Here is a 19,963-nt window from a genome sequence, read left to right on the forward strand (position 1 = left end):
TAATAATAATGAATAAAACATTGTTGGCGTTAACGGTGTCCTTACTATTGGCCACTCAAGGTTGTTCAGAAGGCTCGACGGTTTCTTCTACGTCTGAAAAGACCTCAAAGTCTAGCGCCGCCGTTATGCCTCAATCTGCTTCAGAGCAGTATTTAGCGATGGTTGATGATTTTTTTAATGCTCAGTTAAAGCTTGAACCCATTTATGCCACCTTTGTTGGGGTTAACGATTATAATGACCAATTTGGTGGTGCATTAACTGAAGAGTACTTAGCGGCCCGTCATGACTTGAATAGTCATTACTTTAGCCAAGCTAAAACCATTGATGTTGAGAAGCTTCCTGCTTCACTTAAATTGAGTTACGACATGTTCATTTATGATCGTAACATGGCGCTTATAGGCGAAACCTATCCAGAGTATTTCTTACCTATTAATCAGTTTTCTAGCACAGTATTTACCATGGTGCAGCTGGGAAGCGGTGAGAGTGCTCAACCATTTAAGACTGTTAAAGATTACCAGAATTGGTTATTACGATTACGGGGTTTTATTAACTGGACTAAGCTTGCACAGCAGCGGATGGATGAAGGTATTGCCAGTAAAGTGGTATTACCTCGAGTGCTTGTCGAACGCATTATTCCTCAGTTAGATGCCCAACTTGTTGCAGATGCAGAAAGTAGCTTTTTTTATTCGCCAATAACCTTGCTACCTGACGATTTTACAAACGCACAAAAATCAGCATTAACTATCGAATATACACAACTTATCAATACTGAGTTATTACCTGCATTGACTCAGTTACGTGACTATGTGAAGAATGTCTATTTGCCGAACTCTCGTGCTTCAGATGGTTGGTGGGGATTGCCAAATGGTAAAGACTGGTATCAACATTTAGCCAATAGCCACACCACAACAACCCTATCCGTGGATGAGATCCACCAAATTGGTTTGTCTGAAGTGGCTCGTATTTTAACTGAAATGGACACGGTAAGAGAGCAAGTTGGTTTTAAAGGCGATTTAAGCGCTTTTTTTGCTTCTTTATCGTCAGAATCAAAGTATTTTTTTAGTGACAAACAAGATCTTATTGATGGTTATATGACGATTAAAGATCATATTAATCAGGTTTTACCAGAGTATTTCAATGTGATGCCCAAAGCGGATTATATTGTAAAACCTGTGGAAAGTTTCCGCGAAAAATCTGCCGCTGGTGCATCGTATGAATCACCTGCAGTGGATGGTTCTCGCCCGGGTACTTTTTATATCAATACCTACAACTTAAAAGCACAACCTAAATGGGGTATGACAACCCTTTCTTTGCATGAAGCAGCACCTGGTCATCATTTTCAGATTTCGATTAAGCAAGAGTTAACTGACGTTCCACAATTTCAACGTTTCCAGGGTTATACCGCATTTGAAGAAGGCTGGGCACTGTATGCAGAATACTTAGGTGTTGAGATGGGCGTATTTAGCGATCCATATCAGTACTTTGGTAAGTTATCAGATGAAATGTTGCGGGCAATGCGATTAGTGGTTGATACGGGGCTTCATGCAAAAGGTTGGAGTCGTGAGCAAGCAATTCAATATATGAAGGACAATTCGCCTATGGCGGAGTCGGATATCATTGCTGAAGTGGAGCGTTACATGGCTATTCCTGGTCAAGCTTTGTCATATAAAGTGGGCCAACTGACTATTTTAAGATTACGTGCCGATGCAGAAAAAGCCCTTGGTGACAAATTTGATCTTAAAGGTTTTCATGACCAATTGTTAACATCAGGATCATTACCGATGGCCGTGATGGAAAACAAAATTGCCGATTGGATTAAAGCTGAATCAGCAAAATAAATGACGAACAGGTGTGGTGACTTAATTATGTCATCACCTTGTCGTTATGTTAGTGTTATTTTTATTTAATATTACATTTTTAGGAGCGATATTATGGTACAAGCAACGGCTAGACACCTACTCGTAAGCACCCAAGATCAATGCGAATCACTCAAGCAACAGATCGAAGCTGGTGCAGACTTTGCCGAGATTGCTAAGGCAAACTCTTCTTGTCCATCTGGGGCGCAAGGTGGTGATTTAGGTTCTTTTGGTCCTGGAATGATGGTTAAAGAATTTGATGAAGTGGTGTTTAGCGCGCCATTAAATACGGTTCAAGGTCCGGTAAAAACTCAATTTGGTTTTCATTTACTTGAAGTCACTAGCCGCAGCTAGCGCGTAGTGATTATGTGATATCGAATGGCAGCCTAGGCTGCCATTTTTATTAATGAACTAAGAGAGGATGTATGCAAATAAATCTTTATAGTGAGCGCTTGAAATTACGACATTTACAAAGTAAAGATTGGGAGCATTTTCTACGCTTACATCGTGATAAGGGTATCAATCAACATATCCGAAGTATTGAATCTGAATCGGAAATTGTTGCTAAATTTGAGCAGCGCAAAGCGATATGGCAATTTGGATCTGGAGACTGGTTATCTCTCGTTATTGAACGGATCGACACCAATGAATTTGTGGGGCTTATTGGTTTTAGATGCGACGATGCAGAATTAAGACGCGCCGAAGTAGGCTACCTTGTAGCACCAGAACAGCAAGGTTTAGGGTTTGCAAGTGAAAGCCTGCAAGCCTTAACGGATTGGGGGGCGTTACAATTTAGTATGCATAAATACATTGGTATTTGTGCTCAAGAAAATACCGCATCACGTAAGGTACTAGAGAAGGTTGGTTTTATTCTTGAGGGAACATTAAGACAGAATAGCTGCATTGATGGAATATGGTCAGATGACTGCTGCATGGGATTACTAACAGCACAAAGAGAGTAGCCCTTTTTTCTCATTCTGGCTTGCAAGTTAAAATAAAATCTTCGTTGTACTATATTCTAACGGGCATTTGTCACATAATGCGTAATACAACTGAAAACAATTCTCGTTAACAAGTGAAACTTTGATCTAGATTTGAGTTTAACTGTTTCAGTTCATATAAAATTTTAACGTTATTAATGTAGTTGAAGGTAGTGTTACATGAAGCTGAGTGAACTTAAGCCTGGTGATCAGGCGATTATCTCTGAAATCGGTCAATTAACGTTACCGCAAACTGTCAAACGTAAATTGTTATCTATGGGCATTACACCCAACACTCGTTTTCATTTTATACGTCGAGCCCCTATGGGCTCGGGTGTTGAGTTAGATTTACGTGGCAGTAAATTATGTATGCGTTGTGATTTAGCCGATATTATCGAGGTAGTTCTAAAAAATGACTAAACAATTTCACTGTGTCACCGTGGGTAACCCCAATGCAGGTAAATCGACTCTTTTTAATGCACTTACAGGTGCAAGCCAGCAGGTTGGCAATTGGTCGGGTGTAACCGTAGAAAAGAAAACCGGTAAGCTTAGTTACTCTGGTACTGATGTTTTTCTTACCGATTTACCGGGCATATATGATTTATTACCCGCAGGTAATAGCTGCGATTGTTCATTAGATGAACAAATCGCCCAGGCCTATCTTTCAAATCAACAAGTGGACGCCATTATCAACTTAGTTGATGCCACAAACGTTGAGCGTCATCTGTATTTAACCACCCAATTACGTGAGTTAGGTATTCCGGTTATTGTTGTCATTAACAAAATTGACGCAGCTAAAAAGCTGGGGATCAATATTAATGCAGATGACATGTCGGCACGACTTGGTTGTCCAGTCGTCGCAATTTGCTCACGTAAGCAAGCCGATGTTGAACATCTACAGACTGAATTATTGGCATTATTGAAAAAAGGCGACACAACATCATCGTTATTACTGCAGTATCATGCTGATATCGAGGCAAGTGTCACAGCTTTACAGAAGCAAAATGACAGCCAAGGTCTTGTTGAGTTAAGCCGCGGACAAGCCCTTGCTATTTTAGCCAACAGTCATGGAAATGGCTGTGGTACCAGTGAAACGCAATTACACGACACGGTACAACAATGTACCCAGCGGGTAGAGCAAGCTGGTGAAGATATTGATATTATGATCGCGACGACACGTTACGATTTTGTGCAACAGGTGTTTGAAGCTTCAGTCAGTCAAGGTACACATGTTAGTGCCACTGATAGACTCGACAAGGTGGTGTTGCACCCCGTTTTGGGCATCCCAATCTTCTTGTTTGTTATGTATCTGATGTTTTTATTCAGTATTAACGTGGGTAATGCATTTATTGACTTGTTTGATATTACCGCGGGTGCCATTTTTGTTGATCATTTTGGGGCTTTGCTGTCGTCAATGGGCTCACCTGATTGGCTAGTGACGATTTTAGCTGGCGGTGTTGGCCAAGGTATTCAAACGGTCGCGACGTTTATACCGGTTATTGCAGCGTTATTTTTAGCCCTCTCGGTACTTGAAGGGTCTGGTTACATGGCTCGTGCAGCCTTTGTCGTTGATGGTTTAATGCGCCGTATTGGTTTGCCGGGCAAAGCCTTTGTGCCGATGATTGTTGGTTTTGGCTGTTCCGTTCCTGCCATTATGGCAACGAGAACCTTAGGCAGTGAGCGTGAGCGGATCGTGACAGGTATGATGGCACCGTTTATGTCTTGTAGTGCTCGCTTGCCTGTTTATGCGTTATTCGCAGCCGCATTCTTTCCACAGTCGGGTCAAAACTTGGTGTTTTTACTTTACATCATTGGTATTTTTGCTGCGATTGGTACTGGTTTATTACTGCGTAAAACGGTATTGCCAGGTACAAGCAGTGCCGTTGTTATGGAGCTACCAAGTTACGAAATGCCTAAATCTAAAGCGGTGTTCTCTCGCACAACTAAGCGAACTAAAAGCTTTATTATGGGCGCGGGTAAAACCATCATTATTGTGGTGACGCTGCTTAACTTTGTTAATGCTATTGGTACTGATGGCTCTTTTGGGCATGAAGATAGTAAAGAATCATTACTCAGCGCTGCGAGTCAACAAATCACACCCTTTTTTAGTCCAATGGGGATTGAGCAAGATAACTGGGCGGCAACAGTGGGTATTATTACCGGCATTTTTGCTAAAGAAGCTGTCGTTGGGACGTTAAATAGTTTATACAGCACCGTCGATGGTGATGACGTAGAACTTGTGTCTATTTGGGATAGCGTCAAAATAGGCTTAGCCACAGTTCCGGCAAATTTATTAGGCATAGAGCCAGGTGACCCATTATCAATTGCAATAGCGGGTATTACTGATTTAGATGAAGCTGCGATGGCATTGTCTGTTGATTCCTCCACATTCAGTGCGCTTCAAACAGGCTTTAAAAGTCAGATAGCGGCATTTTCATACTTGTTATTCATCTTGCTTTATACGCCTTGTGTGGCCGCTATGGGGGCCTTGGTTCATGAGTTTGGTGCTAAATGGGCTCGTTTTGCTGCAATTTGGACGTTTTCACTCGCCTATGGTTCGGCGACCGTGGTTTACCAAGGCGCGACCTTTACTCAACATCCGTTGCAGTCTGCCAGTTGGATCGGTTTCTTTGTTGTGGCATTGATTGGGTTTTATCTCTGGTTAAATAAAAAAGGCAGAAAAGCCCAACAAATTATTCCTGGAATACGCATTATCACGGAATAGTTAACCTTAATCCTGTTTGATTTAAACCATAAACCCAGCTTTGCTGGGTTTATTTGCTTTATAAGGTTAACTTTTTCGATCCTAGTAGTTGTAACTACTTAAGTTCTGTAGGATCATCTATTTTTATTCATATTGCCATTGTGCGCCAAGAGGAATTCCATGAGTCATGTGGACACCGAAGTACGTCCAAGTAACTTCATTCGTAATATCATAGACGAAGACCTAAAAAGCGGTAAGCATAGCCAAGTACATACTCGTTTCCCACCAGAGCCTAACGGGTATTTACATATTGGCCATGCTAAATCTATTTGCTTAAATTTTGGTATTGCCAAAGATTATCAAGGTCAGTGTAACTTACGTTTTGATGATACAAATCCTGAAAAAGAAGACATCAATTATGTTAATTCTATTCAGGAAGACGTGCGCTGGTTGGGCTTTGAATGGTCTGGCGATATCCGTTATTCATCGAATTATTTTGAGCAGTTACACCAGTATGCTGTTGAGTTAATTACTAAAGGGCTTGCTTACGTTTGTTTTTTAAATGGTGAGCAAACAAGAGAATACCGGGGTTCATTAAAAGAACCGGGTAAAAACAGTCCTTATCGTGATACCAGTATTGAAGAAAACCTCACGCTGTTTGAAAAAATGCGTAAAGGTGAATTCAAAGAAGGCGAATGTGCACTGCGCGCCAAAATCGATATGGCATCGCCTTTTATGTGTATGCGTGATCCTATTATTTACCGTATACGTTTTGCCCATCATCATCAAACGGGGGATAAATGGTGCATTTATCCTATGTACGATTTTACCCATTGTGTTTCAGATGCGATTGAAAATATTACTCATTCAATTTGTACGTTAGAGTTTCAAGATAATCGTCGTTTATACGATTGGGTATTGGATCATTTAGACGATTTTAAAATCCCGGATCGTACGCGTCAGTATGAGTTTTCGCGTTTGAATCTTGAATATACTCTGATGTCTAAGCGTAAGTTGAATGATCTAGTCGTACGTAAACTCGTCACCGGTTGGGATGACCCAAGAATGCCAACGATTGCGGGCTTGCGTCGTCGTGGTTATACGGCTGCATCTATTCGTGAGTTTTGCTCACGTATTGGCGTCACCAAGCAAGATAATTTGGTTGAAGTAGGCATGTTAGATGCTTGTATCCGTGAAGAGCTTAATGAGCATGCTCCTCGAGCAATGGCAGTGTTAAGACCGATAAAAGTCGTCATTGAAAACTATTCGAATACTGAAACCGAAACCATTATTGCTGCTGCTCATCCAAACAATGAAACCATGGGAACTCGTGAGCTGACATTTGGGCGTGAGCTATTTATTGACGTCGCAGATTTTAAAGAAGAGGCAAATAAGCATTTTAAACGACTGGTTTTAGGTAAAGAAGTCCGTTTACGTAATGCTTATATTATCAAAGCAGATCGGTGTGATAAAGACGCTGATGGTAATATCACAACGGTTTATTGTACCTATGATGCAGATACTTTAGGCAAAAATCCTGCTGACGGTCGTAAAGTAAAAGGGGTTATTCATTGGGTTGAGGCATCAACAGCGAAACCTGCTGAGTTTCGTTTGTATGAACGTCTATTTACCAATGTAAATCCTGCGGCTTTTGAAACGGTCGATGAAGTCCTTAACCCCAATTCACTTACTGTGGTCAAGGGACTGGTTGAACCTAGTTTGGGCAATGCTTCGGCTGAAAAAACCTACCAGTTTGAGCGTGAAGGTTATTTCTGTGCTGACAGTAAAGATTCTAGCGCTGAACATTTAGTGTTTAACTTAACCGTACCGTTACGAGATACTTTCGCGTAATCAAGGTAATTAGTAAAAAAAGGCGCTGAATGCGCCTTTTTTATATCATTTTTTCAATAATCAATAATCAATAACTCATAATAAGTTACCAATAAATTATTGCATCATTGGGCCTAAGCCAATACTCCATAAAATCACACTACTTGCCATCAGTGCGACTAATAACACCAGACCAGCGGTCACTACTGAGCTTGCGTAAATAAAGCCTTTTTCTTCAGGGATATTCATAATAATAGGAACACCTGCATACAGAAGATAAACCGAATAGGATAAGCCAATTAGTCCGATCACCATAATGAACCATAGTACAGGGTAGAGTGCGGCTAGACCGACCATAAACAGGGGCGTCGCAGTATAGGATGCTAATTCAAGAGCTTGTGTATAGGTTGGATCTGCATCAAACGTCCTACCCATCCAAAAGGCTAAATAAGCAAGCGCCAAAACGCCAATAATTAAACCAAAATACATCGCAATTGACATCAGTAGTGCGCTTTGTGATGTAAGAAATAACGGTTCTCCAACGCCAGGATTCCAACCAATATGTGCCGTTGCAAAATAAGCACAAATTGCCGGGATAAGTGCGATAAGCAGTATATGGCTCAAACTGCTTTTTAGCGCTTCATGATTTTTTTCAATTTTTTGCCACTCTTGTTTCGGATGAGTGTACAGTCCCATTAAGTGATTCAATACCATTATAGTTATCCTTGTTTAGCATTTTCTGACCTAGTTCGCCAAACAACGACGAACTGACTACAGCTCTTTACCCACCGCCTTAATCAGTCCACATCTACTTATCAACAGGCGTTATTGTGTTGGCATCACACTGAGATGGTTTCATTGCCAACATCTATGTTGTTAAGTTATGACTCTATCCCAATGTAGAGTCATCATTTAAGGTGATCGATTGCATCTGTTACAAAATCGTTAAAATAAGATGCTTAGCTTATTTATTGAACATAAATAGACATTCGTCAAGTGGTATTACGTTTTTGACTTCAGAAAAGATCGTTATATAGGTAAAATAACCTTAGTTTTTTTGAAAGGATTATCCATCTTATGCAGCAATTACTGGTCCCTATTTATGACTTTCTAGGTTGTGAGACCCCAAACAGTTGGCTTGAACAAGCAAAACAACCTGAACAATTAACGCCACTGTTGATCGACCATTGCAACTGCGAGCTTAAGGCTGCTCAAACGGCTATTTTAATGATCCGCAAATATGCGATTGATAAAAGTAGTTCACATTTATTAAAGGCTTGGGCAAAACCCTATGAGGATTTTATCTATCAACCAGACCGTAATGTGCAAGCATTTCTGGCTCGTGATAGTAAAAAAAATGATATCACCAGTGAATTAGTCGCCAACAACGAATTAACCAATAGTGCTGACTTAATGAGTAAAATGGTGCGCCTTACCAAAGAAGAGTTTCATCATTTTGAACAAGTCCTGCAAATTATGTCTGCACGCGGTATTGACTACCGTAATATTCGCGCAGGCCGTTATGCCAAACAATTAATTTCTCATGTCCGAACTCATGAGCCTGAGACCATGATTGATAAGTTGATTATTGGTGCGTTTATTGAGGCGCGTTCGTGTGAGCGATTTGCCAAGCTTGCGCCGCACTTAGATGATGACCTAGCTAAGTTTTACACTTCATTACTTCGTTCAGAAGCTCGGCATTATCAGGATTATTTAGCTCTTGCTGAGGTTGTAGCAGGTAAAGATATTAGTGAACGAATTAATTATTTTCGAGAAAAAGAAATGCAGTTAATTTTGTCAGTAGATACAGAGTTTCGTTTTCACAGTGGAATACCGCCTCAATAATCAATAATGGCGCTATATAAACCAAGACTCACAGTTGATATCAATTCTGATACCTTCAAGTGAGCCTAGTTTGTTGCGGAAAAGGGTAATGTTACTAACTCACAACCTTTATCACTGACATTTAGCACGCTGCCTTGAGTATACCAATCACCGACCACCACACGTTGTTCTTGAGCTGTGAGCTGATGAATCGCGGGCCGATGTGTATGACCATGGATCATTCGTTGGCAGCCAGTACTTGCTAGTAGTGCTGTGACCGCGCTTGGCTCAACATCCATAATTTTGTGGTGTTTGTGCTGATTGTCTTGCACACTTGTTTGACGAATTTTAGCGGCAATGTTTAAGCGGGTCTTTTTAGGTAAGTGGGCGTAAACCCAGCGAACAAGTCCAAAACTTCGAAAGCGTCTGAATCGCTGATAAGCAATATCAAGTGTACAAAGGCTATCACCATGCAAAATCACGGTGTTAACACCGTACAAGTTGATACAATACACCTCAGGCAATATTTTCATACCTGCGCGTTGGCAAAATTGTTTGCCAACCATAAAATCACGGTTACCATGAATAAAGTACACTGGTAGGGTGTCTGATACCGTTTTGATTGCCTCCGCTATGGCAACACTAAAGGGTTCTGCAATATCATCACCCATCCACACTTCGAATAGATCGCCGATGATATAAAGCGCTTCGGTATTGTCTAAACCATGGTTTAGAAAATACACAAAGGCTTGAGTAATATCGGGGCGATCAACACTCAAGTGCAAATCGCCCACAAAGATTGTTTTTTTCACAATTACGCTTTAACGCTAACGCTTTTGATCACAATGGCTTCTAATGGCACATCTTGATGCATGCCATTGTTACCGGTTGCAACATTCTTGATTTTTTCAATAATATCTAAGCCTTCAACGACTTCACCAAAGACACAGTAACCCCAGCCTTGAGAGGTTTCTGATTTAAAATCAAGGAAGGTATTATCATTTACGTTAAAGAAAAATTGTGCCGTTGCTGAATGCGGATCAGACGTTCTCGCCATTGCAACTGTGCCTTTACGATTAGATAAGCCATTGTTAGCTTCGTTTTTGATTGATGCTTTAACACTTTTTTGGCTCATCTCTTCAGTGAAACCACCACCTTGGACCATAAAACCGTCAATAACACGGTGGAAAATCGTACCATCAAAAGAGCCATCTTCAACATACTGCATAAAGTTAGCGGCAGTGATAGGCGCTTTTTCTGCATTTAGTTGCAAAGTAATATCGCCGAAATTGGTATGTAAAGTAATCATGTTATCTCACTTGAAAAAATTGATTTGCGCGATTCTAACTTATCTTAAGTGCCGCTTAAAGTGCATTGTTCAAAACAGGTGACATCATGGTAGAATCTGAATTAATATTTCCCGTTATAAATTAGTGTAAAAGAGACCATTCGATGTTAAAGATTTACAATAGTATTAGCCGTGATAAACAAGAATTTATACCAATAAATCCAGGTAAAATCGGAATGTACGTCTGTGGCGTGACCATTTACGATTTATGTCATATTGGTCATGGGCGTACCTTTGTTTCGTTTGACATGATAGTACGTTATTTACGTTACCTAGGTTATGAGGTGAATTTTCAGCGTAATATTACCGATGTTGATGATAAAATCATCAAACGGGCAGCTGAAAACAATGAATCTTGTGAGTCACTTACTGAGCGCTTGATTGCCGAAATGCATAAAGATTTTGACGCATTAAATATGATGCGACCTGATTTTGAGCCTCGGGCAACGTTACATATTGAAGAAATTATCGATATGGTTGAGCGTTTACTGGACCGAAAACATGCCTATGTCGCCAGTAATGGCGATGTCTTATTTAGTGTTGCCTCGTTTCCTGAGTATGGCCAGTTGTCAGGTCAAAACCTTGATCAACTTCAAGCGGGTGCTCGAGTTGAAATTGATAATGCCAAACATAATCCGATGGATTTTGTGTTATGGAAAATGTCAAAACCCGGTGAGCCGACATGGGAATCACCTTGGGGACCTGGTCGTCCTGGTTGGCATATTGAATGTTCAGCCATGAACAGTAAACATTTGGGCTCACATTTTGATATTCATGGTGGCGGCTCTGATTTACAGTTTCCTCATCATGAAAATGAAATTGCTCAGTCTTGCTGTGCCCACGATACGCCTTATGTAAATTATTGGATCCACACCGGAATGGTGATGGTTGACCGTGAAAAAATGTCTAAATCATTAGACAACTTTTTTACCATTCGTGATGTGCTTAAGCATTATGATCCTGAAACGGTACGTTACTTTTTATTATCCGGTCATTATCGCAGCCAGTTAAATTATTCTGAAGATAATTTAAAGCAAGCTCGTTCAGCATTAGAGCGTTTATACACGGCGATTAAAGACTTAGACTTAACCGTCGACGCAGCTCCTGCTGAAGCGTTTGTGGCCAAGTTCAAGTTGGCAATGGATGATGACTTTAATACGCCTGAAGCGTATTCGGTTTTATTTGAGATGGTACGTGAAATTAACCGTCTTAAAATAACCGATATGACTGCCGCCTCTGCATTAGGTGTGCGTTTGAAGCAATTAGCGGGTGTGCTGGGAATTATCAGCCAAACACCAGATGCTTTCTTTAAAGGTGAGGGCAGTGATGATGAAGTGGCAGAAATTGAAGCGCTTATTGTCGAGCGTAACCGCGCCCGCACCGAAAAAGATTGGCCCGCAGCTGATGTCGCCCGCGATCGCCTCAATCAACTAGGTGTGATCTTAGAAGACGGACCAAGCGGCACCACATGGCGTAAAAAGTAAGTCTGACATTGAAATGATCCTTTAGCCTGCATTTATGCGGGCTTTTTTATTGCTTCGTGTTGGCCTTGTTTTACCAGTTCATCTAAGCAATCTAATGCATTGGTTGAATGTTGCCAAAATGTATTAGTTAATACTTGTCTTGTTTGTGGACTACAAAACGCTTGTCTTGATGAGTCGGCTACATTTAATGAGGGTTCAGCATTGACGGCCATGTGTTTGAGCATATTTTGCAACTCGGCAAAGTTATAAACACTGGGCCCAGCAGCAGGAAGTTTCGCTACATAAGAATATTCACTTCTGCATTCGCTGTGATAGTGCGCCTTATCAAATGGAAAAAAAGCGATATCGCATTTGTATTGTAATGCATCAATGTAAATCGATGAGTAGTCAGTGATCAGTAAATCTATTTTGTTGATAATACCGTATATGTCGTCCCATTCGGTAATATTGATGATATTAGGGTATTGATCCAGTTCAGCCGCAAAATGCGCTTCATTTGGATGTAATCGCAGTAATAGTATTTGGTTTTGATCGATCAATTGTGTTGACAAGGCTTTAAAATTAATGGCCTCAGCATAAATGTTATTATTGTCATTGGTTAAGCTTGAATCACGCCATGACGGCGCGTAAAGAATAACGTGTTTAACCTCTTGATTAGTAAATGGTGTTTGATGATTATTGATTTGATAATAACGATGATAATCGGTACGAGGATTACCACAACAGAGAAACTGCTCGTCTGTCATTTTAAAGCCAGTGCGAAAAAGCCCTTTCACCGTATCACTGGCAGCAAGCATGAAATCGGGTTTGACGTACTGTTGATGATACAAGGCTTTAGCATTTAATTTTTGCGCCCATGTCGATGGATGATAAACCGAGTGTAACGGTCCATTACTGATATCAAATTCGATTTGTTTTAATGGTGAACCATGCCATAAATTAATTTTAATAGCACCCTTAGCAAAGTACTGATTAATATCACCAATATAACTATTATAAATATAGTATTTAGCCGTTAATGCATGAAAAACGCCCATTAAAGACCAACGATAATAAGCTAAATAGCCTTGTTGTGTTAACTGCTTAATGAGTGCTTTATCACCCGATATCCAAATCGCGGTAATGGTTTGTTGTCTTTGCCAATGGAGAAACAAGTATTTGCTATTATCTGCAAACTTGTTTTTATAGCAGCCCATGACCGCTTTATGTTGCTTCGGTATCAAACCTGACAAACAATAAAGCGTTTGAGTGATGAGTAATCTAATACATTGATCAACATAGCTAAATAACATGTTAATTCCTTATGCAATATTAGCGCTAACGGGATGACTTATTGGATCTGGAATCACTCTGTTGGCAAGATTATTCTTAATTTCTGTCGTTGAAATTTGTTGCGTGCGTTCAAGATAAAATACGTTACAGATATCAGATAAATCATCAAATTTACCTTTCCAGTCATCACCAATAGCAAAGATGTCAGCATTTAGCCGAATAATATCATTCCTTTTCTGGCGCCAATCGTTTTCAGCTATCACCTCATCAACATATTTACAGGCTGCGACAATTTCTTGTCGTTGTTGAAAATTGAAAAACGCGGCCTTACCTTTAAGCGCATTAAATTCGTCGGTGGATACACCCACAATTAGCTTATCACCAAGCTTTTTTAAGCGTTTAAACAACCTCACGTGTCCAAAATGAAATAAATCAAACGTGCCGTAAGTAATGATAGTTTTCATGGAATACCTCAAGTCTTGATATATGAATTAACGAGCATTGATTGAGTGGGTTATTTGCCATAATCGACGCAGGTAACCTAGTTGACTTAATGGTTGAAACTCCATTTCAACCAATTCTATTTCTTCCTGTGGGGTCGTATCATTCAGTAGGATTTGTACCGGACCAAATACACCATAACGTGCATGTTGGTGACCCAGAGAACTTGCGCCAAAGAGCAATAGCTCACCTTTAACGACGAGCCACAATTGTGGCAACTTTGCCAGCACCGGAGCGTTGATGGCGATTTCAATCAAAGAGATAAGCTGTTGCTGATTATTACTGACGCAAATCCGTTTAATGGGATGTTTAGGCCGTTGAATACAAGCTACCAGTAAACTGATTAACATAATCGGTAGGGTTAATAGAATTAACAATGCCGCCACTAATCGGGTGATAAATGACACCTTGGTTAATTTCTTTACCTTGAGATGACATGTAGAAACAAGACTAGGATCGTTGACTTTAACCCAAGTGTTTTTGGCAATATCGATAATGTAATCTTGAGATACAATTTGATTGCTAACATTAAGGTTATTACCAATGTATGTATTGGGTAATACGATACTATTGCTTAATTCGCTATTATCGATATAACAATGCTGGCCGATCACGATCGCACCGTGACATTTTACCTGATTATTTAAATAGGTATTGGCTCCAATGTTGCCGTAAGTTTTTTGGTTTGCAAAACTAGGGTGCTGTGTTTGATGTTCAATTCTAAGTTGGTTATTTTTTTGCGCGGAATCAACTCTACGGCCTTTTAAGCCAAAGGTGTCGACATGTTTAATAATATAATGGTTTGCGGCAACAAAATTGTCGATGCTGTCTAGATGGAAAGCCATACCGTGTAAGACTTGATTAATGGTTTTATCGTTATCTTTTTGGGGAGCGGCTAATGGCCAATTTAAATTGTGCCCATGTAAGCGGCCCTCGGGTAGCATTAATAGTCCAGGGTTTAGATCGCTCATTGAGGCTAGCACAAATGCTTGTTTAACCTGCTTGGCAAATTCAACAAAACGTCTAATACAAGGTGTGCGAACAATATCACCCCTCACGACTAATAGAGACTGATTAGGGTCTAATTTCATCCGTTTTAATACTGATTCAATATCTTCTTCTGGTTTGCTTAAAAAATATTCGATAGTTAAATTCCATCTAGCACCGTTAGCAACATGGGATTCAATTTCTGCAGCATTATTGGCGATGACTAATTTTGCACGGGTAATACCCGCTTGAGCAAGATCTTCAAGGGTATAGTCAATTATTGCTTTGTTGGCCACGGGTAATAACGCAGCACAGTATTGACGATTCAATGGTGCCAGTTCGGTCGCTGAACGGTTGGCAAAAATAATGGCTTGCATATCCTTACTCCTAGTATGCACCCCGGGCGAAAATAACTGCCGGAATGGTCTTAAATAATAACTTAATGTCTTTTATCAGTGATTGTTGGTAGATATAATCAACATCAAGTTCAACCTGTTTGTCGAATGGAATGTGAGATCGGCCAGATACTTGCCAAATACAGGTAATACCGGGTTTAACCATTAATCTTCGTCTATCTGATAACTGATATTGGTTCACTTCACTGGGTAATGCAGGACGCGGGCCAACTAATGACATATCGCCTTTAAAGACGTTCCAAAGTTGTGGTAATTCGTCAATTGATAGCTTACGGATCCAAGCGCCGATGTGAGTGATCCTAGGATCAGATTTCATCTTAAACAGCACCCCACCTTGCATATCATTCTGTGCAGTTAATTTACCCAATCTAGCTTCTGCATCGGTAAACATTGAACGAAACTTAAACATGGTAAACGGTTGATTGTCTTGTCCTGCACGGGTTTGGCTAAAAAATACATTGCCTTTTGATTCAAGTCGTATCGCACAAGCCGTGAGTAATAAAAGCGGAGACAGCATCAGCAATAAGCTAGCCGACGCACTAATATCCAATAGCCTTTTGCTGATTTGGTTTAACTTTATTTTGCTGAAAAACCATCGTTGTTTACCCCATGATTTTCGCTGTGTGGTAGCGTCTAAAAGGTTGACGTTTATCGATGTCGCAACCAACGGATTTGCATTTTGAGACGGCGTTGATGCAAATTGCAATGTGGCTTTGTTTGCACTCTTATGCGCTAGTAATCGCTGCGCGATCAAATCAATTAATACCCGCAGAACAAACAATGGGTTGCCAATAATATATCGACGCCACATTCTCTTAGGCTCTTGCATTAACCGCCAAGTCCATTCCATTCCCATTTGACGAAGTGCCAAAGGTGCACGAGTGACCGCATCAGCATAAAAGTCGAATAATCCTCCGACACCAACGGCTGCTCCCACATTCAACTGATGCTGATGATTAGCTATCCACATCTCTTGAGTAGGAGCCCCCATAGCGACCAATAAAATTCCGCTATCAGACTGATTAATATGCTTAATGATGTCCTCAGTTTGATGAGCTTTAAAATAGCCATCTTGTATGCCAGCAATGCGTAATTGGGGATAACGTTTTGTCATGTTCGCTGCGGCTTTTTCTGCTACGCCAGGTTTAGCACCTAAAAAATAAATAGATGTGCCATTTTTGGCTGCTTGTTCACATAAGCGTGGAAACATATCGGTGCCATTAACATTATCTTTAAGCACAATGTGGTTGTATTTACAGGCTAAGCGCAAACCACTGCCGTCAGCAAAAACCTGCTTGGTTTGATTTAATACTTGGCGATACTCAATATTGGTATGGGCAATATTCATGCAGTCTGTATTGACGAATGCGAAAGCGTCACAGTTACGGCTTCGGCCACTGGTTAATAAGCTATCAATGGCTTGTTTCATGGTGACGTTACTAATCGCCACTTTGAGTAAGGTAAAATGGGTCTGGCTAGTGCAAACCATCTTTGATGACAAGGTATAACCTATTAAGTAACGAAGGGTTGTTAATATATAGCGGCTCACTGAGGCATTTAATTTCGGGTCAATGGTAAACTTGTCATAGGCAATACCCATTCTTGAGTGCATTTGGCTAAAGGACATTAAACCTGGACGGACTATATAGTCTTGATATTCCAATACCTCATATTGATATTGACAACCCACAAAGCCAAGCTCACCTTTAATCACATTAATGAGGCCTAACCAATAGGACCATTGCGGCTGAATAAATTGTAATAACGCGATAGGTTTTTCATTGCCGCTGTGTAAATAGACCACTTCAATCGCTTGAGCGTGCTGATATTTCAAGTAACAAGCTTTTAATAATAACAACGGACTGACCAAGAGTAGTAATATCAAGCTGATAATTGATTCAACTATTCTGACTGACCATGAAATGTTTTTGATGTGAGTGCGCATAAGCCACCTCGATAACCATTGTGGTACGGATAGGAAACTCGGTGAGATTCCTAATGAGTTATCTAGATAATGCTTAAATCGTGCCACTATTTATAATGTTGATTTGTATGGGTTTATTTTGATTTGTTTGGGTTTGTTTCACCTGATTGCAGTTTGCAAAGCAGCTTGCAATCAGATGATATTGCTTGAATGAACCTTGTTATAAGAACGCGGATGACACGCCGTCACGGATAATCTTGTATTTTTGGATTAAACCAATGATTTTATGTCCTACACTTTCACACCAATGGTAGCAAATTGCCGGCAGTATCCATTGTAAATAAGCGGCACTCACAGTGCTAATTGTCCTGCCCATTTCATCGATTAGAATTTTAGGTGACGTTTGCAATGCTTGGGTGGCTAATTTGGCTGCCATTTTGCCATCTTTCATTCTTATTGCTTGACGAGCTAAATAACGTAACTGATAAGCTCGTGCAACATTTTCATGACGTTTTAATAGTTTAGGAGCAAAATATCTTGCCTTGTTGATCATTTGCTCCCAAGAGGCAAGCTGCTTTAGTAAGTTAGCGGATAATCCGCCATGGTTAAGTCGATAATAAGTTAACGGTTGCGGCAATCCTTCCATTTTCCACTTAGTGGTTGCCACAATACGCAGCCAACATTCGATATCTTCAGATTGACGAAATTTTTCATCAAAATAACATGAGTACAACTCATATTTGTATACCGCTTGAAAACGAATATCATCCAACGTTTCGCGACGGATAACGGGTGCTGAGCCATTACCAACCGGATTACGGCAAAGTAAATGTGCAGCATCAATATTAGTTAACTGTGGCATTTGGTAAAAATTAATCGTTTTGCCCTCATAGTTCATAAAGCTTGAACGTGAAAAGCTGATCCCCACCTTAGGGTTTTCGTCTAAATGGGTGCAGTGACGCTGCAGTTTTTCTGTATGCCACATGTCATCGGAGTCAATAAAGGCGACGTATTTACCTAAAGCATGACGAATTCCGGTATTACGAGCAGCTGCCAGTCCTTTGTTTTCAATATGATTAATGATACGGATACGAGGATCGATTATTTTCTGACAAATTCTCAGACTATTGTCCGTCGCACAGTCATTAATTATGATAAGTTCAAAATCAGTAAACGTTTGACTTAAAACAGATTCAATGGCTTGTTTTACAAATTTCTGCACATTATAAACGGGCATGATTACAGAGATTTTAGGGCTCATGATGATTCTCCTACAGGGCTTAATTGGAGAGTGCTTTTAAACACTCTTTGATAGCTATAAATACTCACTAGCGGTAACGTGATGAGATAGGTGACCATTACTGTTTGAGCTACGGCAACGAGGCTATATTGACAAGCAATACTGATGACCACGGCATATAGAGCGGTTAGTAATAGGTTGATTTTCAAATTGACTTGGCTTAAGCCATTAACGAGCAATAATTGACTAGCGGCTTCGCCTAATGGCCTTGCTAAACCACTCAGACACAAAAACAGGAATACACTCACAGCATCCGTTGCGAGCCATTTATCGCCATAGACCATGGGCACATACCAATGTGATAACAGGCTTTGTAATAAAATTATCGGGATGGTTATCGCCATAATGGCTGCAATGCTGCTGAGATATTTAGCACAAAGATCGCGCTGTAAAGAACTGCGTTGACAAAGGTGACTGTAAAATGCGGTGCCAAAACTTTGTATTAAGCCAAGGCTGATCCCTAAACTGATGTTATAAGCAAAAAAGTACACTCCGAGTGTCTCTACTCCCATAAAGAAACCAATTAGCAAGTAATCGATATTTTGTCTAAGGGTGGTGGTGAGATCGCTTAAGCTCACCGGAATACCAAAAGCTAACAACGAGGTTATTTTAACCAAGTTGATGTCCCTAAAGGTGTTCGAAGTAGACAGCGTTTGAGGAAGAGGATTTTGATAACGATGGATCGCAATCCAAATAAAAATAACCAGAACTTTGGGTAAAATAATGGCCCAAATTCCAAAGCCTAATAATGCCAATGTGGCCGTTAAGAACGCATCTATTAGGGTCTGCCATAAATTAGCTCTGCCCACAATACGCATATTATTTCTACGCAAATTTAATGTTGCATACTGCATACCCATTGGTAGAAATAAAAAGCTCGTCGCCATTAGCACGATAGGCATAACCAATTGAGGAGATTGGTAGTAGTTCGCTAATGGAAAACTAATCGCCACCATAAGCAAAAAGGCAATGATGCAGACGATGATATTGACCCAGTTTGCACTGTTAAAGTGGTCGGAAAAGGTTTGATCATCCATGCGAATTAATGCCGCTGATGTAATACGGCGAGTGGCGGTGCAAATGAGTTCAAATAGGGTGAGTACGATTGCTGCTTGGCCAAAAATTTCGGGCATTAATAAACGCGCTAAAATAACACTGGAAACTAAGCGGATCATTCGGCCACTAAATTGCGCAGAACCAAGCCACATCATACTTTTTCCCAACCCCGCAAAGCCTTGATTTATGAGTTGGCTTGATTGATATAACTTATTAACGTGCCAGTTTTTCATATTAATCCCAGGGTAATTTACTGCATAGATGCTATGCCTCGTAGGGATTAATACATAAATTGTGCCATGTTTTAATGCATTGTTTTATATGGTTTATTTGTTTTTTTTAATTGAGAAAGGCGATTTGTAAAAGGTCGTGTTGCAGATTGCAAAAGCAAAATGCAACGTTCGATAGTCTGGAGGGAGTGAGCTTTATTTATTGAATCTGTCGAGAAAACCCTGTGATCCGGGCGGAGCGAAAGTCGCAG

At 40.3% G+C, this 19,963-nt stretch carries 17 protein-coding genes; 8 read left to right on the forward strand and 9 right to left on the reverse strand.

All coding sequences use genetic code 11. The features are described 5' to 3' along the window. Positions 1-8: 8 nt before the first annotated feature. From EGC80_RS12840 to glnS, 6 genes are all read left to right on the forward strand, one after another. The gene (locus EGC80_RS12840) at positions 9-1,838 is read left to right on the forward strand and encodes a DUF885 domain-containing protein (protein WP_124013397.1); all 1,830 of its coding nucleotides are present in this window, start codon (positions 9-11) and stop codon (positions 1,836-1,838) included. A gap of 93 nt (positions 1,839-1,931) precedes the next feature. Next, entirely contained in the window at positions 1,932-2,210 is a 279-nt protein-coding gene (locus EGC80_RS12845) for a peptidylprolyl isomerase (RefSeq protein WP_101030298.1), read from the forward strand. A 71-nt stretch (positions 2,211-2,281) separates the two neighbouring features. Further along, positions 2,282-2,818 (forward strand): GNAT family N-acetyltransferase, encoded by a 537-nt coding sequence (locus EGC80_RS12850; RefSeq protein WP_101030299.1) that lies wholly within the window; start codon positions 2,282-2,284, stop codon positions 2,816-2,818. A gap of 198 nt (positions 2,819-3,016) precedes the next feature. Then, positions 3,017-3,256 carry a FeoA family protein gene (locus tag EGC80_RS12855; RefSeq protein WP_011638067.1) on the forward strand — a complete coding sequence of 80 codons (240 nt, stop codon included), beginning with the start codon at positions 3,017-3,019 and terminating at the stop codon, positions 3,254-3,256. Then, positions 3,249-5,561 carry a Fe(2+) transporter permease subunit FeoB gene (gene feoB / locus EGC80_RS12860; RefSeq protein ID WP_124013396.1) on the forward strand — a complete coding sequence of 771 codons (2,313 nt, stop codon included), beginning with the start codon at positions 3,249-3,251 and terminating at the stop codon, positions 5,559-5,561. Before EGC80_RS12855 ends, feoB begins: the two co-directional genes overlap by 8 nt. A 159-nt stretch (positions 5,562-5,720) precedes the next feature. After that, the gene (gene glnS, locus EGC80_RS12865; protein ID WP_124013395.1) at positions 5,721-7,391 is read left to right on the forward strand and encodes a glutamine--tRNA ligase; all 1,671 of its coding nucleotides are present in this window, start codon (positions 5,721-5,723) and stop codon (positions 7,389-7,391) included. 96 nt (positions 7,392-7,487) lie between these two features. On the opposite strand, the gene EGC80_RS12870 is transcribed toward glnS, so the two are convergent. After that, on the reverse strand, positions 7,488-8,084 hold the full coding sequence (locus EGC80_RS12870) for a Yip1 family protein (protein ID WP_101030302.1): 597 nt from the start codon (positions 8,082-8,084) through the stop codon (positions 7,488-7,490). 363 nt (positions 8,085-8,447) lie between these two features. Between EGC80_RS12870 and miaE the strand changes: the two genes are divergently transcribed. Beyond that, positions 8,448-9,215, forward strand: coding sequence for a tRNA isopentenyl-2-thiomethyl-A-37 hydroxylase MiaE (gene miaE, locus EGC80_RS12875; protein ID WP_124013394.1), 768 nt, complete (start codon positions 8,448-8,450; stop codon positions 9,213-9,215). 65 nt (positions 9,216-9,280) lie between these two features. Here the strand turns inward: miaE and EGC80_RS12880 are convergent, their stop codons facing one another. Both EGC80_RS12880 and EGC80_RS12885 read right to left on the reverse strand, forming a co-directional pair. Then, complete coding sequence (locus EGC80_RS12880; protein ID WP_124013393.1) at positions 9,281-10,006, reverse strand: UDP-2,3-diacylglucosamine diphosphatase; 726 nt, start codon at positions 10,004-10,006, stop codon at positions 9,281-9,283. Between the two features lie 2 nt (positions 10,007-10,008). Continuing rightward, positions 10,009-10,503 carry a peptidylprolyl isomerase gene (locus EGC80_RS12885; RefSeq protein ID WP_124013392.1) on the reverse strand — a complete coding sequence of 165 codons (495 nt, stop codon included), beginning with the start codon at positions 10,501-10,503 and terminating at the stop codon, positions 10,009-10,011. Positions 10,504-10,646: 143 nt separating this feature from the next. Between EGC80_RS12885 and cysS the strand changes: the two genes are divergently transcribed. Continuing rightward, positions 10,647-12,026, forward strand: coding sequence for a cysteine--tRNA ligase (gene cysS, locus EGC80_RS12890; RefSeq protein ID WP_124013391.1), 1,380 nt, complete (start codon positions 10,647-10,649; stop codon positions 12,024-12,026). A gap of 32 nt (positions 12,027-12,058) precedes the next feature. On the opposite strand, the gene EGC80_RS12895 is transcribed toward cysS, so the two are convergent. The 6 genes from EGC80_RS12895 to EGC80_RS12920 all read right to left on the reverse strand — a co-directional run bounded on the left by EGC80_RS12895 (position 12,059) and on the right by EGC80_RS12920 (position 19,715). After that, complete coding sequence (locus EGC80_RS12895) at positions 12,059-13,318, reverse strand: CDP-glycerol glycerophosphotransferase family protein (RefSeq protein ID WP_124013390.1); 1,260 nt, start codon at positions 13,316-13,318, stop codon at positions 12,059-12,061. A gap of 9 nt (positions 13,319-13,327) precedes the next feature. Beyond that, a complete protein-coding gene (locus EGC80_RS12900) occupies positions 13,328-13,762 on the reverse strand; it encodes an adenylyltransferase/cytidyltransferase family protein (protein WP_124013389.1) in 435 nt (144 codons plus the stop codon). 27 nt (positions 13,763-13,789) lie between these two features. Beyond that, positions 13,790-15,163, reverse strand: a complete 1,374-nt coding sequence (locus EGC80_RS12905) for a sugar phosphate nucleotidyltransferase (protein ID WP_124013388.1) — start codon at positions 15,161-15,163, stop codon at positions 13,790-13,792. A gap of 10 nt (positions 15,164-15,173) precedes the next feature. Then, complete coding sequence (locus tag EGC80_RS12910) at positions 15,174-17,147, reverse strand: WecB/TagA/CpsF family glycosyltransferase (RefSeq protein WP_124013387.1); 1,974 nt, start codon at positions 17,145-17,147, stop codon at positions 15,174-15,176. A 199-nt stretch (positions 17,148-17,346) separates the two neighbouring features. Continuing rightward, the gene (locus tag EGC80_RS12915; RefSeq protein ID WP_124013386.1) at positions 17,347-18,387 is read right to left on the reverse strand and encodes a glycosyltransferase family 2 protein; all 1,041 of its coding nucleotides are present in this window, start codon (positions 18,385-18,387) and stop codon (positions 17,347-17,349) included. Further along, complete coding sequence (locus EGC80_RS12920; protein WP_124013385.1) at positions 18,384-19,715, reverse strand: oligosaccharide flippase family protein; 1,332 nt, start codon at positions 19,713-19,715, stop codon at positions 18,384-18,386. The genes EGC80_RS12915 and EGC80_RS12920 overlap by 4 nt, the downstream gene beginning before the upstream one ends. Between the last annotated feature and the right edge of the window lie 248 nt (positions 19,716-19,963).

This window comes from Shewanella psychromarinicola, from assembly GCF_003855155.1.
Lineage (GTDB): Bacteria > Pseudomonadota > Gammaproteobacteria > Enterobacterales > Shewanellaceae > Shewanella > Shewanella psychromarinicola.

Bases quoted from the DNA above. Each gene is read 5' to 3' on its own strand.
- EGC80_RS12840 (WP_124013397.1), top strand. From the start codon at position 9: ATGAATAAAACATTGTTGGCGTTAACGGTGTCCTTACTATTGGCCACT.
- EGC80_RS12845 (WP_101030298.1), top strand. From the start codon at position 1,932: ATGGTACAAGCAACGGCTAGACACCTACTCGTAAGCACCCAAGATCAA.
- EGC80_RS12850 (WP_101030299.1), top strand. From the start codon at position 2,282: ATGCAAATAAATCTTTATAGTGAGCGCTTGAAATTACGACATTTACAA.
- EGC80_RS12855 (WP_011638067.1), top strand. From the start codon at position 3,017: ATGAAGCTGAGTGAACTTAAGCCTGGTGATCAGGCGATTATCTCTGAA.
- feoB (WP_124013396.1), top strand. From the start codon at position 3,249: ATGACTAAACAATTTCACTGTGTCACCGTGGGTAACCCCAATGCAGGT.
- glnS (WP_124013395.1), top strand. From the start codon at position 5,721: ATGAGTCATGTGGACACCGAAGTACGTCCAAGTAACTTCATTCGTAAT.
- EGC80_RS12870 (WP_101030302.1), bottom strand. From the start codon at position 8,084: ATGGTATTGAATCACTTAATGGGACTGTACACTCATCCGAAACAAGAG.
- miaE (WP_124013394.1), top strand. From the start codon at position 8,448: ATGCAGCAATTACTGGTCCCTATTTATGACTTTCTAGGTTGTGAGACC.
- EGC80_RS12885 (WP_124013392.1), bottom strand. From the start codon at position 10,503: ATGATTACTTTACATACCAATTTCGGCGATATTACTTTGCAACTAAAT.
- cysS (WP_124013391.1), top strand. From the start codon at position 10,647: ATGTTAAAGATTTACAATAGTATTAGCCGTGATAAACAAGAATTTATA.
- EGC80_RS12895 (WP_124013390.1), bottom strand. From the start codon at position 13,318: ATGTTATTTAGCTATGTTGATCAATGTATTAGATTACTCATCACTCAA.
- EGC80_RS12900 (WP_124013389.1), bottom strand. From the start codon at position 13,762: ATGAAAACTATCATTACTTACGGCACGTTTGATTTATTTCATTTTGGA.
- EGC80_RS12905 (WP_124013388.1), bottom strand. From the start codon at position 15,163: ATGCAAGCCATTATTTTTGCCAACCGTTCAGCGACCGAACTGGCACCA.
- EGC80_RS12910 (WP_124013387.1), bottom strand. From the start codon at position 17,147: ATGCGCACTCACATCAAAAACATTTCATGGTCAGTCAGAATAGTTGAA.
- EGC80_RS12915 (WP_124013386.1), bottom strand. From the start codon at position 18,387: ATGAGCCCTAAAATCTCTGTAATCATGCCCGTTTATAATGTGCAGAAA.
- EGC80_RS12920 (WP_124013385.1), bottom strand. From the start codon at position 19,715: ATGAAAAACTGGCACGTTAATAAGTTATATCAATCAAGCCAACTCATA.